Origin of the sequence: Peptacetobacter sp. AB800 (genome assembly GCF_047807365.1) — a bacterium.
Lineage (GTDB): Bacteria > Bacillota > Clostridia > Peptostreptococcales > Peptostreptococcaceae > Peptacetobacter.
Window position 1 is genome coordinate 52260 of the sequence record NZ_JBLOUI010000004.1, and the last position, 15412, is coordinate 67671.

A 15412-nucleotide genomic window follows, 5' to 3' on the forward strand; every position below is an offset into this window, starting at 1 on the left:
AAATGAACGTAAAGCCAAATTTAGATAGAAGTAACCGAGAAAATATAATATATCTGGTTATAATGCTTATTGGAGGAGTAGCTCTTTTATATTATAATGCAGTAGCTGGAATTGGATTTATAGCTGTATCGGGGATAGTATTCTACCTTAATTTAAAAAATAATGAATCAAAAAAAATAGAATGGATGAGATATGTTGAAAATCTATCTTTAAATATGGATAAAATTGCAAAAAAAGCCATAAGATATTTGCCGATACCTATGTGTGTAATTGAGTTTAATGGAAAAATAACTATGCACAATGATAAATTCTCAGAAATCATAGGTAGAGATAGATTACTAGATGAAAATATTAAAGATGTTGTAGGGGAAATTGATTTAACAAAAGCGTTAAACGACGAAAACGAAATGTACTCTGAAATAGAATACAAAGATAAAAGATACAGCATCGTATATAGAGTAATAAAAAATAGAACAAATTCAGATGTAGATTATATGATGGTTCTTTATTGGTTAGATAAAACAGATTATTTAAATCTTAAAGAAAAATATATAAACGAAAAAACAGTTATAGGAATTATAGAAGTAGACGGATACGAAGAAGTTATTAAAAGTGCAGATGAAGAAAATAGACCTTTAATAACTGCAGATATAGAAAGAGTACTGTCTACATTTGAAACCGAGTCAAAAGCAGCTATGAAGAGGGTATCTAAAGATAAATTCTTCTTAGTTATGAATAGAGAAGAGCTTAAAAAAATAGAGCTAGATAAGTTTGAAATACTAGATAAAATTAGACATATAGACCATGGAAATACACTTCCAGTAACGATAAGTATGGGTGTTGGTATAGATGGAGAAACTATAAACGATAATTTCAAAATGGCAGTTGGAGCCTTAGACTTAGCACTTGGTAGAGGTGGAGATCAGGTTGTTGTAAAAACTAAAGATAATTTCTCATTCTACGGAGGAAAATCTAAAGCTGTAGAAAAGAAAACAAAAGTTAAATCAAGACTGATTGGTCATGCTCTAAGAGAAATTATAAATCAGAGTGAAGATGTTCTAATAATGGGCCATAGATACCCTGATATGGATGCTATGGGGGCTGCAGTTGGAATATACGACCTTTGCAAAGCTTGTGGTAAGGAATCTAATATAGTATTAGAAAATCTAAATGACTCTATAGAAATTTTTGCTAAAAAGATAAAAAAAGATAAATACTACAAAGGCATTTTTATAAATCACGAAACAGCTATAGAAAGATGTAAAGAGGACACGTTAGTTATAGTTTTAGATACTCATAGACCAAACTTTACAGAGTGTCCTAAGCTTCTGGAAATATCAGACAAAGTTGTAGTTATAGACCACCATAGAAGAGGGGTAGAGTTTATAAGTGACGCTGTTCTATTATTCCATGAAATATACGTATCATCTACATGTGAGATGGTTACAGAGCTTATTCAGTATATGGATGAAAATATTAAAATAAATAAAATGACAGCGGAAGGACTACTTGCTGGTATAAATCTAGATACTAAAAACTTTGCTTTTAAAACAGGTGTAAGAACATTTGAAGCAGCATCGTATCTAAGAAAAATCGGTGCAGATACTATAGAAGTTAAAAAGCTATTCAATGCTGATATCAGCGACTTTACAACCAAAGCAGAAATTATACAAAACACAAAAATTATAAACAATAGAATTTGTATCGGATATACTTCTTCAGAAATTGACAATGTAAATGTAATTATAGCCAAAGCAGCTGATGAGCTTTTAAACATCAGACAGGTTGAGGCTTCATTTGTGCTAGGTCAAAAGGATGGAAAAGTATTCATTAGTGCTAGATCATTAGGAGATATAAATGTCCATGTAATGATGGAAAAACTAGGCGGTGGCGGTCATATAGATATCGCTGGTGCACAGCTTAAAAACGTATCTCTTAAAAAAGCATATAATATGGTACATGAAATAATAGAAGAATTCTTAGAGGAGGATAAATAGATGAAAGTAATATTATTAAAAGACGTAAAAGGTACAGGTAAAAAAGGAGAAATGAAAGAAGTTAGCGATGGTTACGCAAGAAACTTCTTATTCCCTAAAAAAATGGCTGTACAGGCAGATGCAGGAAATATAAAAGAATTAAAAGAAAAACAGAAATCACAGGAATTCCATGCTCAGAAAGAATACGATGAAGCAGTACTTCTTGGAAAACAGATGGAAGAAATAAATATAGAAATATACACTAAAGCTGGAGATGGAGGAAGATTATTTGGATCAATAACTTCTAAAGATATAGCTGAACAGCTTAAAAAACAGAAAGGTATAACTATAGACAAAAGAAAAATAAACCTTGAAGAACCAATAAGAGTTTTAGGATCTACAAGAGTAGAAATAAAAATACATCCAAAAGTAACTACTAACATAAGAGTAGATGTTAAAGAAAAAAATAAATAAGATAGGGTAAAAAAATGGCAGATATAACCAGAATACCACCTCACAGCGTCGAATCAGAGCAGTCTATTCTAGGTTCAATCCTGCTTGATAAAGACGCTATAATAACAGTAGCAGAGACAATTACTCCGACAGATTTCTATAAAGATGCGCATAGAATTATCTATGAGAGTATGATGGCTCTGAACAATAAGAATGAACCTATTGATATGGTAACACTAACGGATGAGCTTAGAAAAAGAGGATATCTAGACGATATAGGTGGTGTAACATACCTTACAAGCTTGTCTACAATAGTTCCTACAACATCAAATGTAAAATACTATGCAGATATAGTAAAAGAAAAATCAGTACTTAGACAGCTTATTAAAGCATCAAATGACATAATCAACTTAGGATATGGAAGTGGAGAAAGCGCTGAGAATGTACTAGATTTTGCAGAAAAGAAAATATTTGATATTTCTCAGGAAAGAACAAATGACGATTTTAAACCTATAAACCAAGTTCTTATGGATACATATGATATGATAGAGTCTATATATTCTAACAAGAGCGATGTAATAGGAGTAACTACAGGGTTTAAGGACTTAAATAAAAAGATAAATGGACTACAGAGAACAGACTTAATACTAGTGGCAGCAAGACCTGCTATGGGTAAAACAGCATTTGCGCTTAACTTAGTTCAAAACGCTGCTATAAAAGGAAATGCTTCAGTTGCAGTATTTAGTTTGGAAATGTCTAAGGAGCAGCTTGCTCAGAGAATGATTGCAGCTCAATCAAATGTAGAGCTTAAGAAAATGAAAACAGGTACATTAAACGATGCGGATTGGCCTAGGATAATAAGTGCTATGGCAGTTATGTCAGATGCAAAAATATTTATAGACGATACTCCAGGTATAAAGATAAATGAGCTTAGATCTAAATGTAGAAAGCTAAAAATGGAACAGGGACTAGATTTAGTTATGATAGACTACCTTCAGCTTATGGAAAGTGATTCTAAGAATGAAAGTAGACAGCAAGAAATATCAAAAATATCTAGATCGCTAAAAATATTAGCAAAAGAACTAGACTGCCCTGTTGTTGCATTATCTCAGTTATCGAGAGCACCAGAGCAGAGAGCAGATCATAGACCTGTACTTTCAGATTTAAGGGAATCTGGAGCTATAGAACAGGATGCAGATATAGTAATGTTCCTTTACAGAGATGAATATTATCATTCAGATTCAGAAAAAAAAGACCTAGCCGAAATAATAATTGCTAAAAATAGACACGGAGAAACAGGTTCAGTTGAGCTTGTTTGGATGGGTTCTATACAGCGTTTTGGTGATAAAGTTAAAGATTTATAAAGTTTTATATCCACAGAATATAGGTTCGAAAGCCTTGAATTCTGTGGATATTTTTATATATTTTTTAAAAAGTGTTGAAAAATAAACAAATAAGATATCAACAATATCCACAAGTTAATTGTTGATAACTGTTGATAACTTTTTTGCATAAATTTATGCAAAAAAAATTAAAAAAAGTGTTGACGAGAAGGCACATTCTAGATATAATATTACTTGTGGTTGAGGGGAACACATTAAAAACATTCAAAAATACAGAATGTGGTCTATTAGCTCAGTCGGTAGAGCACTTGACTTTTAATCAAGGTGTCCCGCGTTCGAATCGCGGATAGATCACCATCTTCTGGCCCGTTGGTCAAGCGGTTAAGACACCACCCTTTCACGGTGGTAACAGGAGTTCGATTCTCCTACGGGTCACCATCTTTTTTATTAATAATTTTTAGTGTGGGGTTATAGCTCAGCTGGGAGAGCATCTGCCTTACAAGCAGGGGGTCACAGGTTCGAGCCCTGTTAACCCCACCATTAAAACTGAACACGCTGGTGTGGCTCAATTGGCAGAGCAGCTGACTTGTAATCAGCAGGTTGTAGGTTCGATTCCTATCACCAGCTCCATATATACTTTAAATCTGGATTTTATAAACCGGATTTTTTTTTACTTATTTTTATAATAAAAGTTGTTTCAAAAGATTTATTTTTATTGTAAAAAGTAAATGTAGACTCATTCTATAAATGAAGGACATCGTATTAATGCGGTGTCCTTATTTTTTATGATATAATATAAAAAAATAAAGGATTGGAGAGTGTAAAAATGAAAGTTACATTTTTAGGACATTCAGTTGTATTGATAGAAAATAGAAATTTTAAAGCAATTATAGATCCATTTATAAGTGGAAATGGGCTATGTCCAATAAAAGCTGATGAATTAGATGGATTAACTCATATATTCATAACACATGGACATTCAGACCATATGGGAGACTGTATAGAGCTTGCTAAAAAATGTAGAGCTACAGTAATAGCTAACCATGAGATAGCACACTACTTAACTAAAAAAGAAGTAGAAGTACATTCTATGCATATAGGTGGTAAATTTATATTTGATTTTGGAAGTGTAAAAATGACCCCAGCACTTCATGGTTCAGGAATAGAAGACGGAGACGAGATGCTTTACGGTGGAAATCCGTGTGGATTCCTGATAGAAATTGATGGCAAGAAATTATATCATGCTGGAGATACAGGTCTTACAATGGATATGAGACTTCTTGAAGATGAGCATATAGATTTAGCATTTCTTCCAATAGGTGGTAATTTTACAATGGATGTAAAAGATGCAGCAAGAGCTTGTGAATTTATTAAACCTGATAGAGTAGTACCTATGCACTACGATACTTTTGATTTAATAAAAGCAGATCCTAATAAATTTAAAAAGAGAGCAGAGTATGCAGAAGTAGTTATATTAAATCCCGGAGATGCAGTAGAATTATAATTTTAGTGAAAATATATTAAAAGTATAAAATTAATATTAATTTAAATATAAAATTCAAATAAAGATAAATAAAAAGCTGTCGATATTATTGACAGCTTTTTTTGAAATATTTCATCAGTAATTATACTTCCCATCTTAAATCATGACCTAAAAATTCTAATATTCTAAAGTTACCTACTATTCTAGAGAAAGTCCTCTGAGAATATAACTCAACTATTTTACTAGAGTCCAAATTTGTAGATATGATAATCTTCTTGCCGGCAAGAAGTCTAGTATTTACTATATTAAAAATTTCTCCACTAGAGAATGAGTTGTTTAACTCTGTACCTAAATCGTCGATAATCAATAAATCACAGTCGAAAAGATTTTTGTAGTTCTCGTCATTGATTCTAGAATCCTCATCTTTTCTAAATTTATAGTTCTCTAAAATCTCAAGTATTCTAAATGCAGTCTGATATATAACACTATAGCCTTGGTCTAGTAAAGCTTTGGCGATACAGTTGCACATGTAAGTTTTTCCAAGTCCTGTCGCACCGTGGAAAAATAGATTTGAGTTATTATCCTGAGCAAACTCGCTTACAAAAGAGTCACAAACAGATAAAATCTTTAGTATATTTTGCTTTGGAGATATATTCTTTCCTTCAATTATCTCATCAGAGAATATACTCAAATCAAAGTTTTCAAAGTTTTCTTTTTCTAAAACTCTACTTAAATTTGACATTTTATAGGCTTCGTTTATTATTGCCTGTTTAAGACAAGTACATTTCTTACCTCCACCTAAAAATCCGGTATCCTTACATTTTGGACAGCTGTACTGCATTTCAAGGTAGTTTTCTGGTATTCCATTTTCGGCTAAAATCTGTTTTTTTCGATTAACAAGTTCTTCCATTTCACGCTTACATTCATAGACGATTTCTTCTCTTGCCTTAGTGTCTTTTAAAACAGCCTTTGTAAGTCTAAGACCAGACATGGAAATTTCATCATCTATTTTCTTTATTTCAGGAAGAGATTCATAAATAGACTGTTTTCTTTTTTCTAGTTTTTCTTCATTATCATCTCTTTTTCTTTGATATTTTAAGAGAATATCTCTAATTTTTTCCTCTTTCATACAAATTCATCCTTTCTAAAGATAAAGCTACTTAAACTTCTTCTCCTGGCTTTTTCTAATTTTCTCTTCAAGTTGCTCAGGAGTATATTTAGTAACTGTTTCTTCAAAGTTTTTAAATTTATTATAACTTGTAGGAGCTTTTGATGTAGTTTTAGCATATGAGCGAGTGATCTTTTTGCTATTTTGCTCCTTTTGTTTTTCTAGTTCTTTTTCTTTTTCCTTCCGCTTAAACTCTTCAACGGCTTTAAGCTCAGCAAGGGTGTGGATTTCTTCATTTGCCCAGTTTTTGACTATTCCATTGACATAAGATATTGAAGGAGTTGATATATTTTTACATTTTGAACAAGCTTCTAAAACTAGCTCGATATCAGCATTATAAACATCAAACCAAGTATCCATAGCCTCTTTTTCAGCACGAGTAGGTTCTCTTCTAAATCCAAGCTCATTGAAAACAATACGATACATTGAATATCTCTGACTTCTCTCAGCAAAACTGTCCTCAACATCCTTAACTGTATAAAGATTAGAATCGTACCAATTTCTAATAATAGCTTCAACATATTTTAATGGTTTAACAGCACCAGTCTGATCTTTTGCGTGCTGATATGCACATATAATCATATCATCACTCATATTATACTTATCCATAATTTCCATTATAGATATTTTTTCTGTAGCTTCTAAATATCTACCTATAATTTTGTTTATCTCATTAAACATTTTACGTACTTTAGGATTTGAATTTCTATCTACTACACCATCTGCACTAGATGAAACAGATTCCTTTGGTTTAGACGTATTTCTTAGATAAAGAGCATCCAAATCCATAAACTCTACAGAAAAATTAAACTCATCGTCCAAATCTTCAGAGTGTATCTTTATAAGCCCTGCACTTTCCCAAAATTTCCAAGCATTGACTACATCAGAAAGTGGGATGTTTAGATTTTGGGCGATTGATGAATTGTCAAAACGTGGATTAGAGTGGATGTCTGTGGCCATTCTATAACCAAGTAAATATACCTTAACAGCTAATCCATCAGCCATCGGCATAAATATATCGATAAAAACATTGGATATTATAGTTGATCCAAAGTTAGTTGCATTTTCTTCTATAAAAAACATTACATCACCTCAAGAATAATTATATCATACAAAAAAGAAACGCATAGAATAATGTTAACTGGAAATAATAAAAAATATTGAAGTTTTACAAACTTAAAATGTAAATAAAAAATTATATTTTGCAAGTTATACCAACAAAATAGCAAGCTGTACCAAGTGTATTGTTTTTAAAAATATATGGAATATAATGAAATTAAAGAAGGAGATAAATACATAGGGGGTGTAGAAAATGAAGGAAAGAAGAAAAATAGATTTATTCGGAGCAATGACAATGTTGGTAATTTCTATGGTTGCATTCTATTTGAAGAATAAACTAGGAGTAGAAATGACAGGATTATCTTTACAAAGTTTTGTATACATAGGAATAGGATTATTTATTTTAGGATTAATCTACACAATAATGGAAACAAAGATGCAACTTCCTTATTTCTATGGTAAATGCCAAAGTGGTGGTTCTAATGCCAATTCATTTGTAGTCATGGGTATTGGAGCAGGATTTATAGGAAGCAGTATAGCAAGTGCAGTTGTTATAACTCTTGTTCTTATAGCTGTAGCTGTAGCGATTAGAATGTTTATGGATAAGAGATACAAAGAAAAGAATGAAATAGAGTAAAAAATTATATAGTGTGGTGATATATTATGCCAGAATCAGTAGTAGAAATTTTTAGAACGTGTCTAGGATTTTTCTTAGTGGGATTGCCTTTGATTTTAATAAGTGTAATACTTCAGGCAATAGTACTCGTACACCTAAAGAAAAAAGCAAAACATTTCATAGGAAAAGAAGGAAAGGCTACAACAGATATTAAGAGAAAACGCAATGGATTTGCAGATTTTAATGGCAAGAAAACGAAAGTATACGCAGAAATGGATATACAAGCAGGTGAAATGGTGTATGTATCGGATGTCGAGGGGAATATTACTAAGGTCAAAAAATTGAAATAAAAATGTGTTGTTATATTTTGAAAAGTACCTATAGAGTAGATAATTATAAATATGTCTATATCTGTAGGTGCTTTTTTGTATGAATTTAAAAGAACTGAGATTAATTTTTTAGAAACATATTAACTATAGTAACTGATGTTATATAATTAAGTTAATAAATGGAGTGAGGTGAAACACTATGCAGGAATCAATAACGGAAATAATTAGAGTATGCGTAGGTTCTTTTTTAGTAATATATGGATACATTATGTCGATAATAGAGAGGTATTTAGGGATGCCATTTTTTGGATCAAGATATCAACCAAAAGGAGTAATTAATGGATTTGTTGCTACACTTGCTGGTGCAGTTTTAATGTCTATAACCGTTCAGAGATTTTTCTTAATAGGCTTACCTTTAATTGTGATAAATGGGCTACTTCAAAAGATAATACACGAGCATTTAAAAAAGAAAGCAAAACACTTTATCGGAAAAGAGGGAAAAGCTATAACAGATATGAAGAGAAAGTGCAAGGGATTTGTAGATTTCAATGGAGAAAGGGCGAAAGTTTTTCCAGAGGAAGAGGATATACAAGTAGGTGAAATGGTATATGTATCGGATGTAGATGGAAGTATGATTATGGTTAGAAAATTAAAATAAAGAATCAATAAAAAAGTTATTATTACAAGTATAGAAGATTAATAAATAGTAAATAGTATAGTTAGAAAGGTTTTGTTACTATTGTATCTATAGAAATTCTAATACTGGTAATAATTTCATAAATATTGACTTCTAAACTAATAATATTCTAAAATAAAGGTAAAATAGGAGGTGCATGTATATGGATAGTATAGTAGATATTGCAAAGTATCTTATAGATAGATATAAAATGGTATCTAAAGAAGATAATATAATTGACGAAATGAAGCTTCATAAACTACTTTATTTTGCACAGAGAGAGTCTTTTGCTATTAATAATGAGCCTTTATTTTTAGGAAAATTTGAAGGGTGGAAATATGGTCCTGTTTCTAGGGATGTAAGGACCTATTATAAAGAATTAAAGAGTGGGATATTAATAGAAACTAAAGAAATATCTGAGGCTAGTAAATATATAATAAATAATATAGTTGAAGAATATGGGGCTATGGCAGCTTGGAAGTTGAGTGATTTATCACATAAGGAAAAATCATGGCTTAATTCGAGAGAAGGATTATCTGAAGGAGAAAATGGAGATATAGAATTAAAACTTGAAGATATAAAATTAGATTCTGAAAAAGTAAGACCATATGATTATGTGTGGGATATGTACTATGATGAGTTTGAAGACTATGTTGAAGGTGACGAATATTAATAATGATTGGTAAAATATGTACTATATTGTCTCCGTTTTATGACAGTAAGAATCAGAAAAAAGCCTTTAAAAAAAGACCTGCGTTAGTTATAGCAGGGCCAAGAAATAATGATTACATAATATTACCAGTATCATCAGTTTCTAAAAAGGAAAATTTGGATAATGAGTATGATATAAAGATAGATCCAGAAAAATATCCAGATTTGAAACTAAAAAAAGTTTCGTATATAAGAACACATAAACAAACTATTGTTCATAGAGCGGAAATATTAGGTACAATAAGTTCGTTAAAAGAAGATTATAAGGACTTATATGAAAAAGTAATAGAAACCTGGTCAGAATTTCAGTATGAAGTTCTAAATGAAAGTTTAAAATAAAGAAGGTGTCATTGTATAGATTTAAAATCTGTATAATGACACCATTTATTTTTTTAGAAAGTAGTTATCTTATTAAAAGGAAATAACCTAATAACAACTTTTCCTAATATATCAGATTTATTTATTGTCCCTAAAGATATTGCTCGGCTATCCTGACTTTCAAGCCTATTATCTCCCATAACAAAAACTTCATTTTCTGGAACAATAATATCAACTGATCCGTCTGTATATGAATCTTTTATATAGTTTTCATTTAACTTTTTATCATTTAAATATACAGAACCATTTTTTATAACAATATGGTCGTTAGGTAATCCAATTACTCTTTTTACAATTTTTTTACTTTTACCATCATCAGATAGATTGTCAGTTTCAGCAACTATAATATCGCCTTTTGAAGGATATGTAATCTTATAGCCTAGTTTAGAAACTATTAAATAATTTCCATCTTCAAGAGTAGGCAACATAGAACGCCCATCAACAACAACAGGTTGTATAACTACAGATACTAACAAAGCAATTATTATTGCTGTTAAAATAGTTTTAATCCATTCTTTAACTGTATTTTTCATAGTTTTTTATTCCTACCTATTAAAAAGTTTATAATTAATTATACAATATATTATAATATTAATATATATTTTTAGGATAATTTATATTACGGTATAGGAATTAGTATTTTAGCAGAGAATACGTCATTATCATACTCAATAACAAGTTCTCCGTCATATTTATCCAGAGCTCTTTTAACACTCTTTAATCCTAATCCATGTAGGGATTTATTCTTTTTAGTAGTATTTAAATTATCACCTGTAAAATCAATCTTGCCATTTGTAGTATTTGTAAGTTTCACGACAAACAACGAATCTATAGCGATTCCCCTAAGAATTATACTTGTTTCCTTGTTTTTAATCTTCAAACATGACTCAATAGCATTATCCAAAAGGTTTGAGAAAATAGTACAAATATCTTCGTCCTCGATAAAGCCACATTTTTTGAAATTAATATCACAGATAAATTTAATCCTATTCTGTAGGCATATAGTATTTTTTTCGTGTAGCAAAGTATCCAAAATAACATTACCTGTATTAAATTTATTGCTATACTCATCTAAAAGCAACTCTACTTTTTCTATATATTCATCAGACTTATGATCATCGCTATACTTCATACAGATTATATGATTTTTCATATCGTGGTACAATTCACGAGATTTTTCTTGATTTTTATGCAGCATATCCATATAAAAGTCCTGTTTTTTGTTCTTAGAATTAAAGAATATTACAAGTAAAACTGAGAAATTAGCTACAACTATCAAAAGCAACGTTAAAATAAAAATATTGGAATTACCCAAAGAATTTTTGCTCCTTAATTCATTCATTACATTAGCCAAAATGAAAAAATAAACTGTGTTAGTAGCTACTGGAACTACAAGATAGTTTATGTATTTTTTCCAAGAGCCTTTGTTTTTATACAGATACTTATACGATAGAAAAATGTATATATAAAAGCATAGAATTAGGATAATTTTTTCAACCAATATAGAAATATATTGGTAATTGTTTTGGCTTATTACTCCTTCAAAGAACATAAAATCGTAAATACTATCTGTAATTTTAAATCCTATGTAATATGTAATCATTAAAAAAGTCCAATATAGAGCAGAGATTAAAAGACTTTTTAATGGTTTAATATTATATTCTATACTAGAGAATATGAATGAAAGAGCAGCTATAACCACAAATATTACACTTGGACTTACACCTAAATAAAAGCTAGTTGATATTACAACTACGGTTATTACAAAGGGAAGATAGTATAAATTCATTCTCTTTGAAGAAAGAGAGTCATAAACCTTCTTTTGCAGAAATACATCGATAACAAATGAAAAAAGACTTATCACTTGAAGAATAGTTAATGTTTTTAGCATAGGAAATCTCCAAGATAAGAGGTTAAAGCAATTTTAAACTCTTTGTATTTAGGTCTACTAATAGGAATTTTGAAATCCTTGATAGTTACAAAATGTTGGTCTATATGGCTAACCTTATCTAAATTTACAAGATAGCTATTATGACACTTGAAGAAATTCTTTCCGTTTAACATATCCTCTAGGCTTTTTAGACTCATCTTTATCGAATATTTCTCTGATTCTGTGTATATAGTAATCTCTTTTCTAATAACCTCGACATATAAAATATCATCTGTATTTAAAACTATCATATCCGATTTATTTTTTAGGCAGATTTTTTTATTTCTGCTATTTAACTCATTTATACATAGTTCAAGATAATTAAATAATAGATTTTTATCTATTGGCTTTAGAAGGTATCTAAAAGCTCTGACTTCATAAGCTTCAAATACATATTCTTGAAGTGCAGTAGCAAAAATTATCTCTACATTTTTATCGATTTCACGAATTTTTCTAGCAGTATCCATTCCAGATAATTTACTCATTTTTATATCTAAGAAAATAATATCTGTATCTTTATAATCGCTTAGAAGTTCTTCTCCAGATGAAAATTTTTGGATAGAGTAATCTATATTTATGCTATTTAGTTTTTCTTTAATCATTTTTTCTAGTTCATCGGCTTGGATTTTTTCATCCTCACATATTGAAATATTAAGCATAATTTTCTCCTTAAAAAATTAATTGTCTTTTACTAATTATATCATTTGTAGGCTAAAGGTTGTATTATGTATAGATGTCAAATGAAGTAAAATATAAGGGATAAAATTTTTCAAAAATGGGTATAAATAAAAAGCAAAACAATCGAGCAAAAAAGTTGTAAAATTGGTATAATAGATAGGCGTGGAAAAAGATGAGAGGTGAGTAAATGATAAAATATTGTTCAGTTGGCAGCGGAAGTTGTGGTAACTGTCATTTTGTTGGATATAAAGATACAAATATTTTAATAGATGCAGGACTTAGTGGAAAGAGAATAACGGATGGGATAAAGGATATTGGAGAAAATCCAGACAACCTAAAAGGAATATTTATAACACATGAGCATATAGATCATATTCGTGGGGCTGGAATAGTTTCGAGAAAATTTAATATACCTATATTTGCAAATGTGGAAACATGGAGAGCGATGAAGGACAAGCTTGGAAAGATAGAGAGCAGCAATATGGTTGTATTTGAAAATGATAAAAACTATGCTATTGGTGATATAATAATAAGACCTTTTTCAATAGAGCACGATGCTGCAAACCCTGTTGGATACAATCTTTGTGCAAAGGGTGGAAGTGAAAAAATGTCGATAGCTACAGATATAGGGACAATAACTGAAAATGTTAGAAAAAATTTGTATAAGTCTAAATTAGTTGTCCTTGAGTCTAATTACGATAAGAATATGCTTTTAGCAGGTTCGTATTCTTATGCGTTAAAGAGAAGGGTAATGTCTGAGGTAGGACATCTTTCTAATGATGAGGCTGGAAAATTCTGTGTGGACTTAATAAAGAATGGAACGGAGAGAATTCTTTTAGCACACTTGAGTAAGGAAAATAACTTCCCTGAATTGGCTTACGAAACATCAAAGGGAATACTTACACAGAATAATTTTATCGTTGGACAGGATATAAAATTGGATGTACTTTTAAGAAATGATATTTCTGATGTGTACAAGGTAAATCCTTAATTTAAAAGGAAGGTAATAGTATGAATATAAATGTAATCGGAGTAGGAAAGATTAAAGAAAAATATTTAAAGCTAGGGATAGATGAGTTTAAAAAGAGATTATCAAAATACTGTAAGCTAGATATAATTGAGCTTGATGACGAAAAAGCTCCAGAAAAACTTAGTGAAAAAGAGATGATAATGGTTAAGGAAAAAGAGGGTAAAAAGATACTTTCTAAGATAAAAGACACTAGCTATGTTATTGCACTTGCAATAGATGGTAAAAATCTATCTTCTGAGGAACTTGCCGATAAGATGAGTGATTTAGCAGTTAGAGGAAACAGCAATATTACTTTTGTAATAGGTGGATCACTTGGGCTTTCTGATGAGGTGCTAGATAGAGCAGATTATAAGTTATCTTTTTCTAAGATGACATTCCCACACCAGCTTATGAGATTGATTCTTTTGGAGCAGGTGTATAGAGCGTATAGAATAAATAATAATGAACCGTATCACAAGTAAGGTAGCGCGGATGATAAGAGTAAAAATTTAGATATATAATTTAGATCTTAGTTATACTTAAAAAATAATTAGTACGATAATATATGTATAGATAATATCGATAAAAGTATATTACTAAAAATTATAATTGTTAGTATGAGGAGTGATTATACATGGATATGCTTACCAATTTCAATAAAGTTATGGAGTATATAGAAATGCATTTAGAAGAAGAAATAGACTTTAATATGGTTTCAAAGATTGCAGGAGTATCTGAGTATCATTTTAGAAAGATGTTTTCGTATCTTTCAGGTATGACACTTTCGAGCTATATAAGAAAAAGAAGGCTATCTAAAGCAAGTTTTGATTTAATGCAAAAAGATATAAAAATAATTGATATAGCTATAAAATATGGATATGATTCAGCAGATGGATTTAGTAGGGCATTTAAAGAATGGTTTGGTGTGAATCCTTCAGAGATTAAAGATGCTAAGAATCTTAAAGTATTTCCTTGTATGACTTTTCAATTAACTATTAAAGGAGGAAGTAATATGAATTATCGTATTGAAAAAAAAGAAGCTTTTAAATTAGTAGGAGTTAAAGGTCAAGTTCCTATTGTGTTTGAAGGTATAAATCAAGAAATAATGAAAATAGCACAAAGTATAACAGAAGAACAAAGAAAATTATTACAATCATATAGAAATGAAGATGTTAAAACTGTTGTTAACGCTTCATTTGATTTTGATGATAAAAGGTATGAAGAAAAAGGTAACTTAAATCACTTAATTGGATCTATAACTACTCTAGATATAGATTTTGGTGAATTTGATGTTGTAGAAGTTCCTGCTTGTACTTGGGCAATTTTTTCTTGTAAAGGACCATTTCCAACTGTATTTCAAGATACATGGGGAAAAATTTTATCTGAATGGTTGCCATCTTCAAATTATGAATTAATAAACGTTCCAGAAATATCTTTCAATAGAGATATGTCAGATATGCAAAATGTTTATAGCGAAATTTGGATTGGGGTAAAAGAAAAGTAATTAGAACTGAAATTTTATTCTATATCACAGTTAAAGGTACCTTGAATAATTTAAGGTGCCTTTTGATACTTATTTAGAATAACTATTAAGGAACCGTAT

The 15412-nt window shown here is 30.2% G+C and carries 17 protein-coding genes and 4 tRNA genes; 16 read left to right on the forward strand and 5 right to left on the reverse strand.

The genetic code is table 11. From position 1 onward, the window contains the following. The first annotated feature begins 2 nt into the window (after nucleotides 1-2). The 8 genes from ACK2WN_RS02990 to ACK2WN_RS03025 all read left to right on the forward strand — a co-directional run bounded on the left by ACK2WN_RS02990 (nucleotide 3) and on the right by ACK2WN_RS03025 (nucleotide 5276). Entirely contained in the window at nucleotides 3-1997 is a 1995-nt protein-coding gene (locus ACK2WN_RS02990; RefSeq protein ID WP_329999230.1) for a DHH family phosphoesterase, read from the forward strand. Beyond that, the gene (gene rplI / locus ACK2WN_RS02995; RefSeq protein WP_006440975.1) at nucleotides 1998-2450 is read left to right on the forward strand and encodes a 50S ribosomal protein L9; all 453 of its coding nucleotides are present in this window, start codon (nucleotides 1998-2000) and stop codon (nucleotides 2448-2450) included. It begins immediately after the preceding gene. Between the two features lie 14 nt (nucleotides 2451-2464). Then, nucleotides 2465-3793 carry a replicative DNA helicase gene (dnaB, locus tag ACK2WN_RS03000; protein WP_300528161.1) on the forward strand — a complete coding sequence of 443 codons (1329 nt, stop codon included), beginning with the start codon at nucleotides 2465-2467 and terminating at the stop codon, nucleotides 3791-3793. Between the two features lie 260 nt (nucleotides 3794-4053). Beyond that, a tRNA-Lys gene (locus tag ACK2WN_RS03005) sits at nucleotides 4054-4129 on the forward strand. A 6-nt stretch (nucleotides 4130-4135) separates the two neighbouring features. Beyond that, nucleotides 4136-4210 (forward strand) — tRNA-Glu (locus ACK2WN_RS03010). A gap of 26 nt (nucleotides 4211-4236) precedes the next feature. Continuing rightward, nucleotides 4237-4312: transfer RNA gene (locus ACK2WN_RS03015), tRNA-Val, on the forward strand. Between the two features lie 14 nt (nucleotides 4313-4326). Further along, nucleotides 4327-4402 (forward strand) — tRNA-Thr (locus tag ACK2WN_RS03020). 196 nt (nucleotides 4403-4598) lie between these two features. Continuing rightward, nucleotides 4599-5276, forward strand: coding sequence for a metal-dependent hydrolase (locus tag ACK2WN_RS03025; RefSeq protein ID WP_300531807.1), 678 nt, complete (start codon nucleotides 4599-4601; stop codon nucleotides 5274-5276). A gap of 121 nt (nucleotides 5277-5397) precedes the next feature. Here ACK2WN_RS03025 and ACK2WN_RS03030 read toward each other — a convergent pair whose 3' ends face one another. Continuing rightward, nucleotides 5398-6384, reverse strand: a complete 987-nt coding sequence (locus tag ACK2WN_RS03030; RefSeq protein ID WP_300531810.1) for an ATP-binding protein — start codon at nucleotides 6382-6384, stop codon at nucleotides 5398-5400. 27 nt (nucleotides 6385-6411) lie between these two features. Continuing rightward, entirely contained in the window at nucleotides 6412-7506 is a 1095-nt protein-coding gene (locus tag ACK2WN_RS03035) for a DnaD domain protein (protein WP_329981130.1), read from the reverse strand. Nucleotides 7507-7735: 229 nt separating this feature from the next. On the opposite strand from ACK2WN_RS03035, the gene ACK2WN_RS03040 reads away from it, so the two are divergent. From ACK2WN_RS03040 to ACK2WN_RS03060, 5 genes are all read left to right on the forward strand, one after another. Continuing rightward, complete coding sequence (locus ACK2WN_RS03040) at nucleotides 7736-8119, forward strand: hypothetical protein (protein ID WP_329999224.1); 384 nt, start codon at nucleotides 7736-7738, stop codon at nucleotides 8117-8119. 26 nt (nucleotides 8120-8145) lie between these two features. Beyond that, complete coding sequence (locus ACK2WN_RS03045; protein WP_329999223.1) at nucleotides 8146-8448, forward strand: NfeD family protein; 303 nt, start codon at nucleotides 8146-8148, stop codon at nucleotides 8446-8448. A gap of 178 nt (nucleotides 8449-8626) precedes the next feature. Then, a complete protein-coding gene (locus tag ACK2WN_RS03050; protein WP_329999221.1) occupies nucleotides 8627-9085 on the forward strand; it encodes an NfeD family protein in 459 nt (152 codons plus the stop codon). 181 nt (nucleotides 9086-9266) lie between these two features. Continuing rightward, nucleotides 9267-9776 carry a Panacea domain-containing protein gene (locus tag ACK2WN_RS03055; protein WP_329999220.1) on the forward strand — a complete coding sequence of 170 codons (510 nt, stop codon included), beginning with the start codon at nucleotides 9267-9269 and terminating at the stop codon, nucleotides 9774-9776. A 2-nt stretch (nucleotides 9777-9778) separates the two neighbouring features. Beyond that, nucleotides 9779-10153: a type II toxin-antitoxin system PemK/MazF family toxin gene (locus ACK2WN_RS03060; protein WP_329999219.1), complete on the forward strand. Its 375-nt coding sequence runs from the start codon at nucleotides 9779-9781 to the stop codon at nucleotides 10151-10153. 53 nt (nucleotides 10154-10206) lie between these two features. Here ACK2WN_RS03060 and lepB read toward each other — a convergent pair whose 3' ends face one another. The 3 genes from lepB to ACK2WN_RS03075 all read right to left on the reverse strand — a co-directional run bounded on the left by lepB (nucleotide 10207) and on the right by ACK2WN_RS03075 (nucleotide 12781). Continuing rightward, complete coding sequence (gene lepB / locus ACK2WN_RS03065; protein ID WP_118549570.1) at nucleotides 10207-10725, reverse strand: signal peptidase I; 519 nt, start codon at nucleotides 10723-10725, stop codon at nucleotides 10207-10209. An 86-nt stretch (nucleotides 10726-10811) separates the two neighbouring features. Further along, nucleotides 10812-11507 carry an ATP-binding protein gene (locus tag ACK2WN_RS03070; protein ID WP_416154821.1) on the reverse strand — a complete coding sequence of 232 codons (696 nt, stop codon included), beginning with the start codon at nucleotides 11505-11507 and terminating at the stop codon, nucleotides 10812-10814. 569 nt (nucleotides 11508-12076) lie between these two features. Continuing rightward, on the reverse strand, nucleotides 12077-12781 hold the full coding sequence (locus ACK2WN_RS03075) for a LytR/AlgR family response regulator transcription factor (RefSeq protein WP_416154822.1): 705 nt from the start codon (nucleotides 12779-12781) through the stop codon (nucleotides 12077-12079). Nucleotides 12782-12987: 206 nt separating this feature from the next. On the opposite strand from ACK2WN_RS03075, the gene ACK2WN_RS03080 reads away from it, so the two are divergent. From ACK2WN_RS03080 to ACK2WN_RS03090, 3 genes are all read left to right on the forward strand, one after another. Continuing rightward, the gene (locus ACK2WN_RS03080; protein ID WP_006440991.1) at nucleotides 12988-13791 is read left to right on the forward strand and encodes an MBL fold metallo-hydrolase; all 804 of its coding nucleotides are present in this window, start codon (nucleotides 12988-12990) and stop codon (nucleotides 13789-13791) included. A 20-nt stretch (nucleotides 13792-13811) separates the two neighbouring features. Then, on the forward strand, nucleotides 13812-14291 hold the full coding sequence (rlmH, locus tag ACK2WN_RS03085) for a 23S rRNA (pseudouridine(1915)-N(3))-methyltransferase RlmH (RefSeq protein ID WP_006440992.1): 480 nt from the start codon (nucleotides 13812-13814) through the stop codon (nucleotides 14289-14291). 152 nt (nucleotides 14292-14443) lie between these two features. Continuing rightward, complete coding sequence (locus ACK2WN_RS03090; protein WP_006440993.1) at nucleotides 14444-15313, forward strand: AraC family transcriptional regulator; 870 nt, start codon at nucleotides 14444-14446, stop codon at nucleotides 15311-15313. Nucleotides 15314-15412: the final 99 nt, after the last annotated feature.

Bases quoted from the DNA above. Each gene is read 5' to 3' on its own strand.
- ACK2WN_RS03040 (WP_329999224.1), top strand. From the start codon at position 7,736: ATGAAGGAAAGAAGAAAAATAGATTTATTCGGAGCAATGACAATGTTG.
- ACK2WN_RS03060 (WP_329999219.1), top strand. From the start codon at position 9,779: ATGATTGGTAAAATATGTACTATATTGTCTCCGTTTTATGACAGTAAG.
- lepB (WP_118549570.1), bottom strand. From the start codon at position 10,725: ATGAAAAATACAGTTAAAGAATGGATTAAAACTATTTTAACAGCAATA.
- ACK2WN_RS03090 (WP_006440993.1), top strand. From the start codon at position 14,444: ATGGATATGCTTACCAATTTCAATAAAGTTATGGAGTATATAGAAATG.
- rlmH (WP_006440992.1), top strand. From the start codon at position 13,812: ATGAATATAAATGTAATCGGAGTAGGAAAGATTAAAGAAAAATATTTA.
- ACK2WN_RS03050 (WP_329999221.1), top strand. From the start codon at position 8,627: ATGCAGGAATCAATAACGGAAATAATTAGAGTATGCGTAGGTTCTTTT.
- ACK2WN_RS03080 (WP_006440991.1), top strand. From the start codon at position 12,988: ATGATAAAATATTGTTCAGTTGGCAGCGGAAGTTGTGGTAACTGTCAT.
- ACK2WN_RS03035 (WP_329981130.1), bottom strand. From the start codon at position 7,506: ATGTTTTTTATAGAAGAAAATGCAACTAACTTTGGATCAACTATAATA.
- ACK2WN_RS03030 (WP_300531810.1), bottom strand. From the start codon at position 6,384: ATGAAAGAGGAAAAAATTAGAGATATTCTCTTAAAATATCAAAGAAAA.
- ACK2WN_RS03025 (WP_300531807.1), top strand. From the start codon at position 4,599: ATGAAAGTTACATTTTTAGGACATTCAGTTGTATTGATAGAAAATAGA.
- ACK2WN_RS03045 (WP_329999223.1), top strand. From the start codon at position 8,146: ATGCCAGAATCAGTAGTAGAAATTTTTAGAACGTGTCTAGGATTTTTC.
- rplI (WP_006440975.1), top strand. From the start codon at position 1,998: ATGAAAGTAATATTATTAAAAGACGTAAAAGGTACAGGTAAAAAAGGA.
- ACK2WN_RS02990 (WP_329999230.1), top strand. From the start codon at position 3: ATGAACGTAAAGCCAAATTTAGATAGAAGTAACCGAGAAAATATAATA.
- ACK2WN_RS03075 (WP_416154822.1), bottom strand. From the start codon at position 12,781: ATGCTTAATATTTCAATATGTGAGGATGAAAAAATCCAAGCCGATGAA.
- ACK2WN_RS03055 (WP_329999220.1), top strand. From the start codon at position 9,267: ATGGATAGTATAGTAGATATTGCAAAGTATCTTATAGATAGATATAAA.
- dnaB (WP_300528161.1), top strand. From the start codon at position 2,465: ATGGCAGATATAACCAGAATACCACCTCACAGCGTCGAATCAGAGCAG.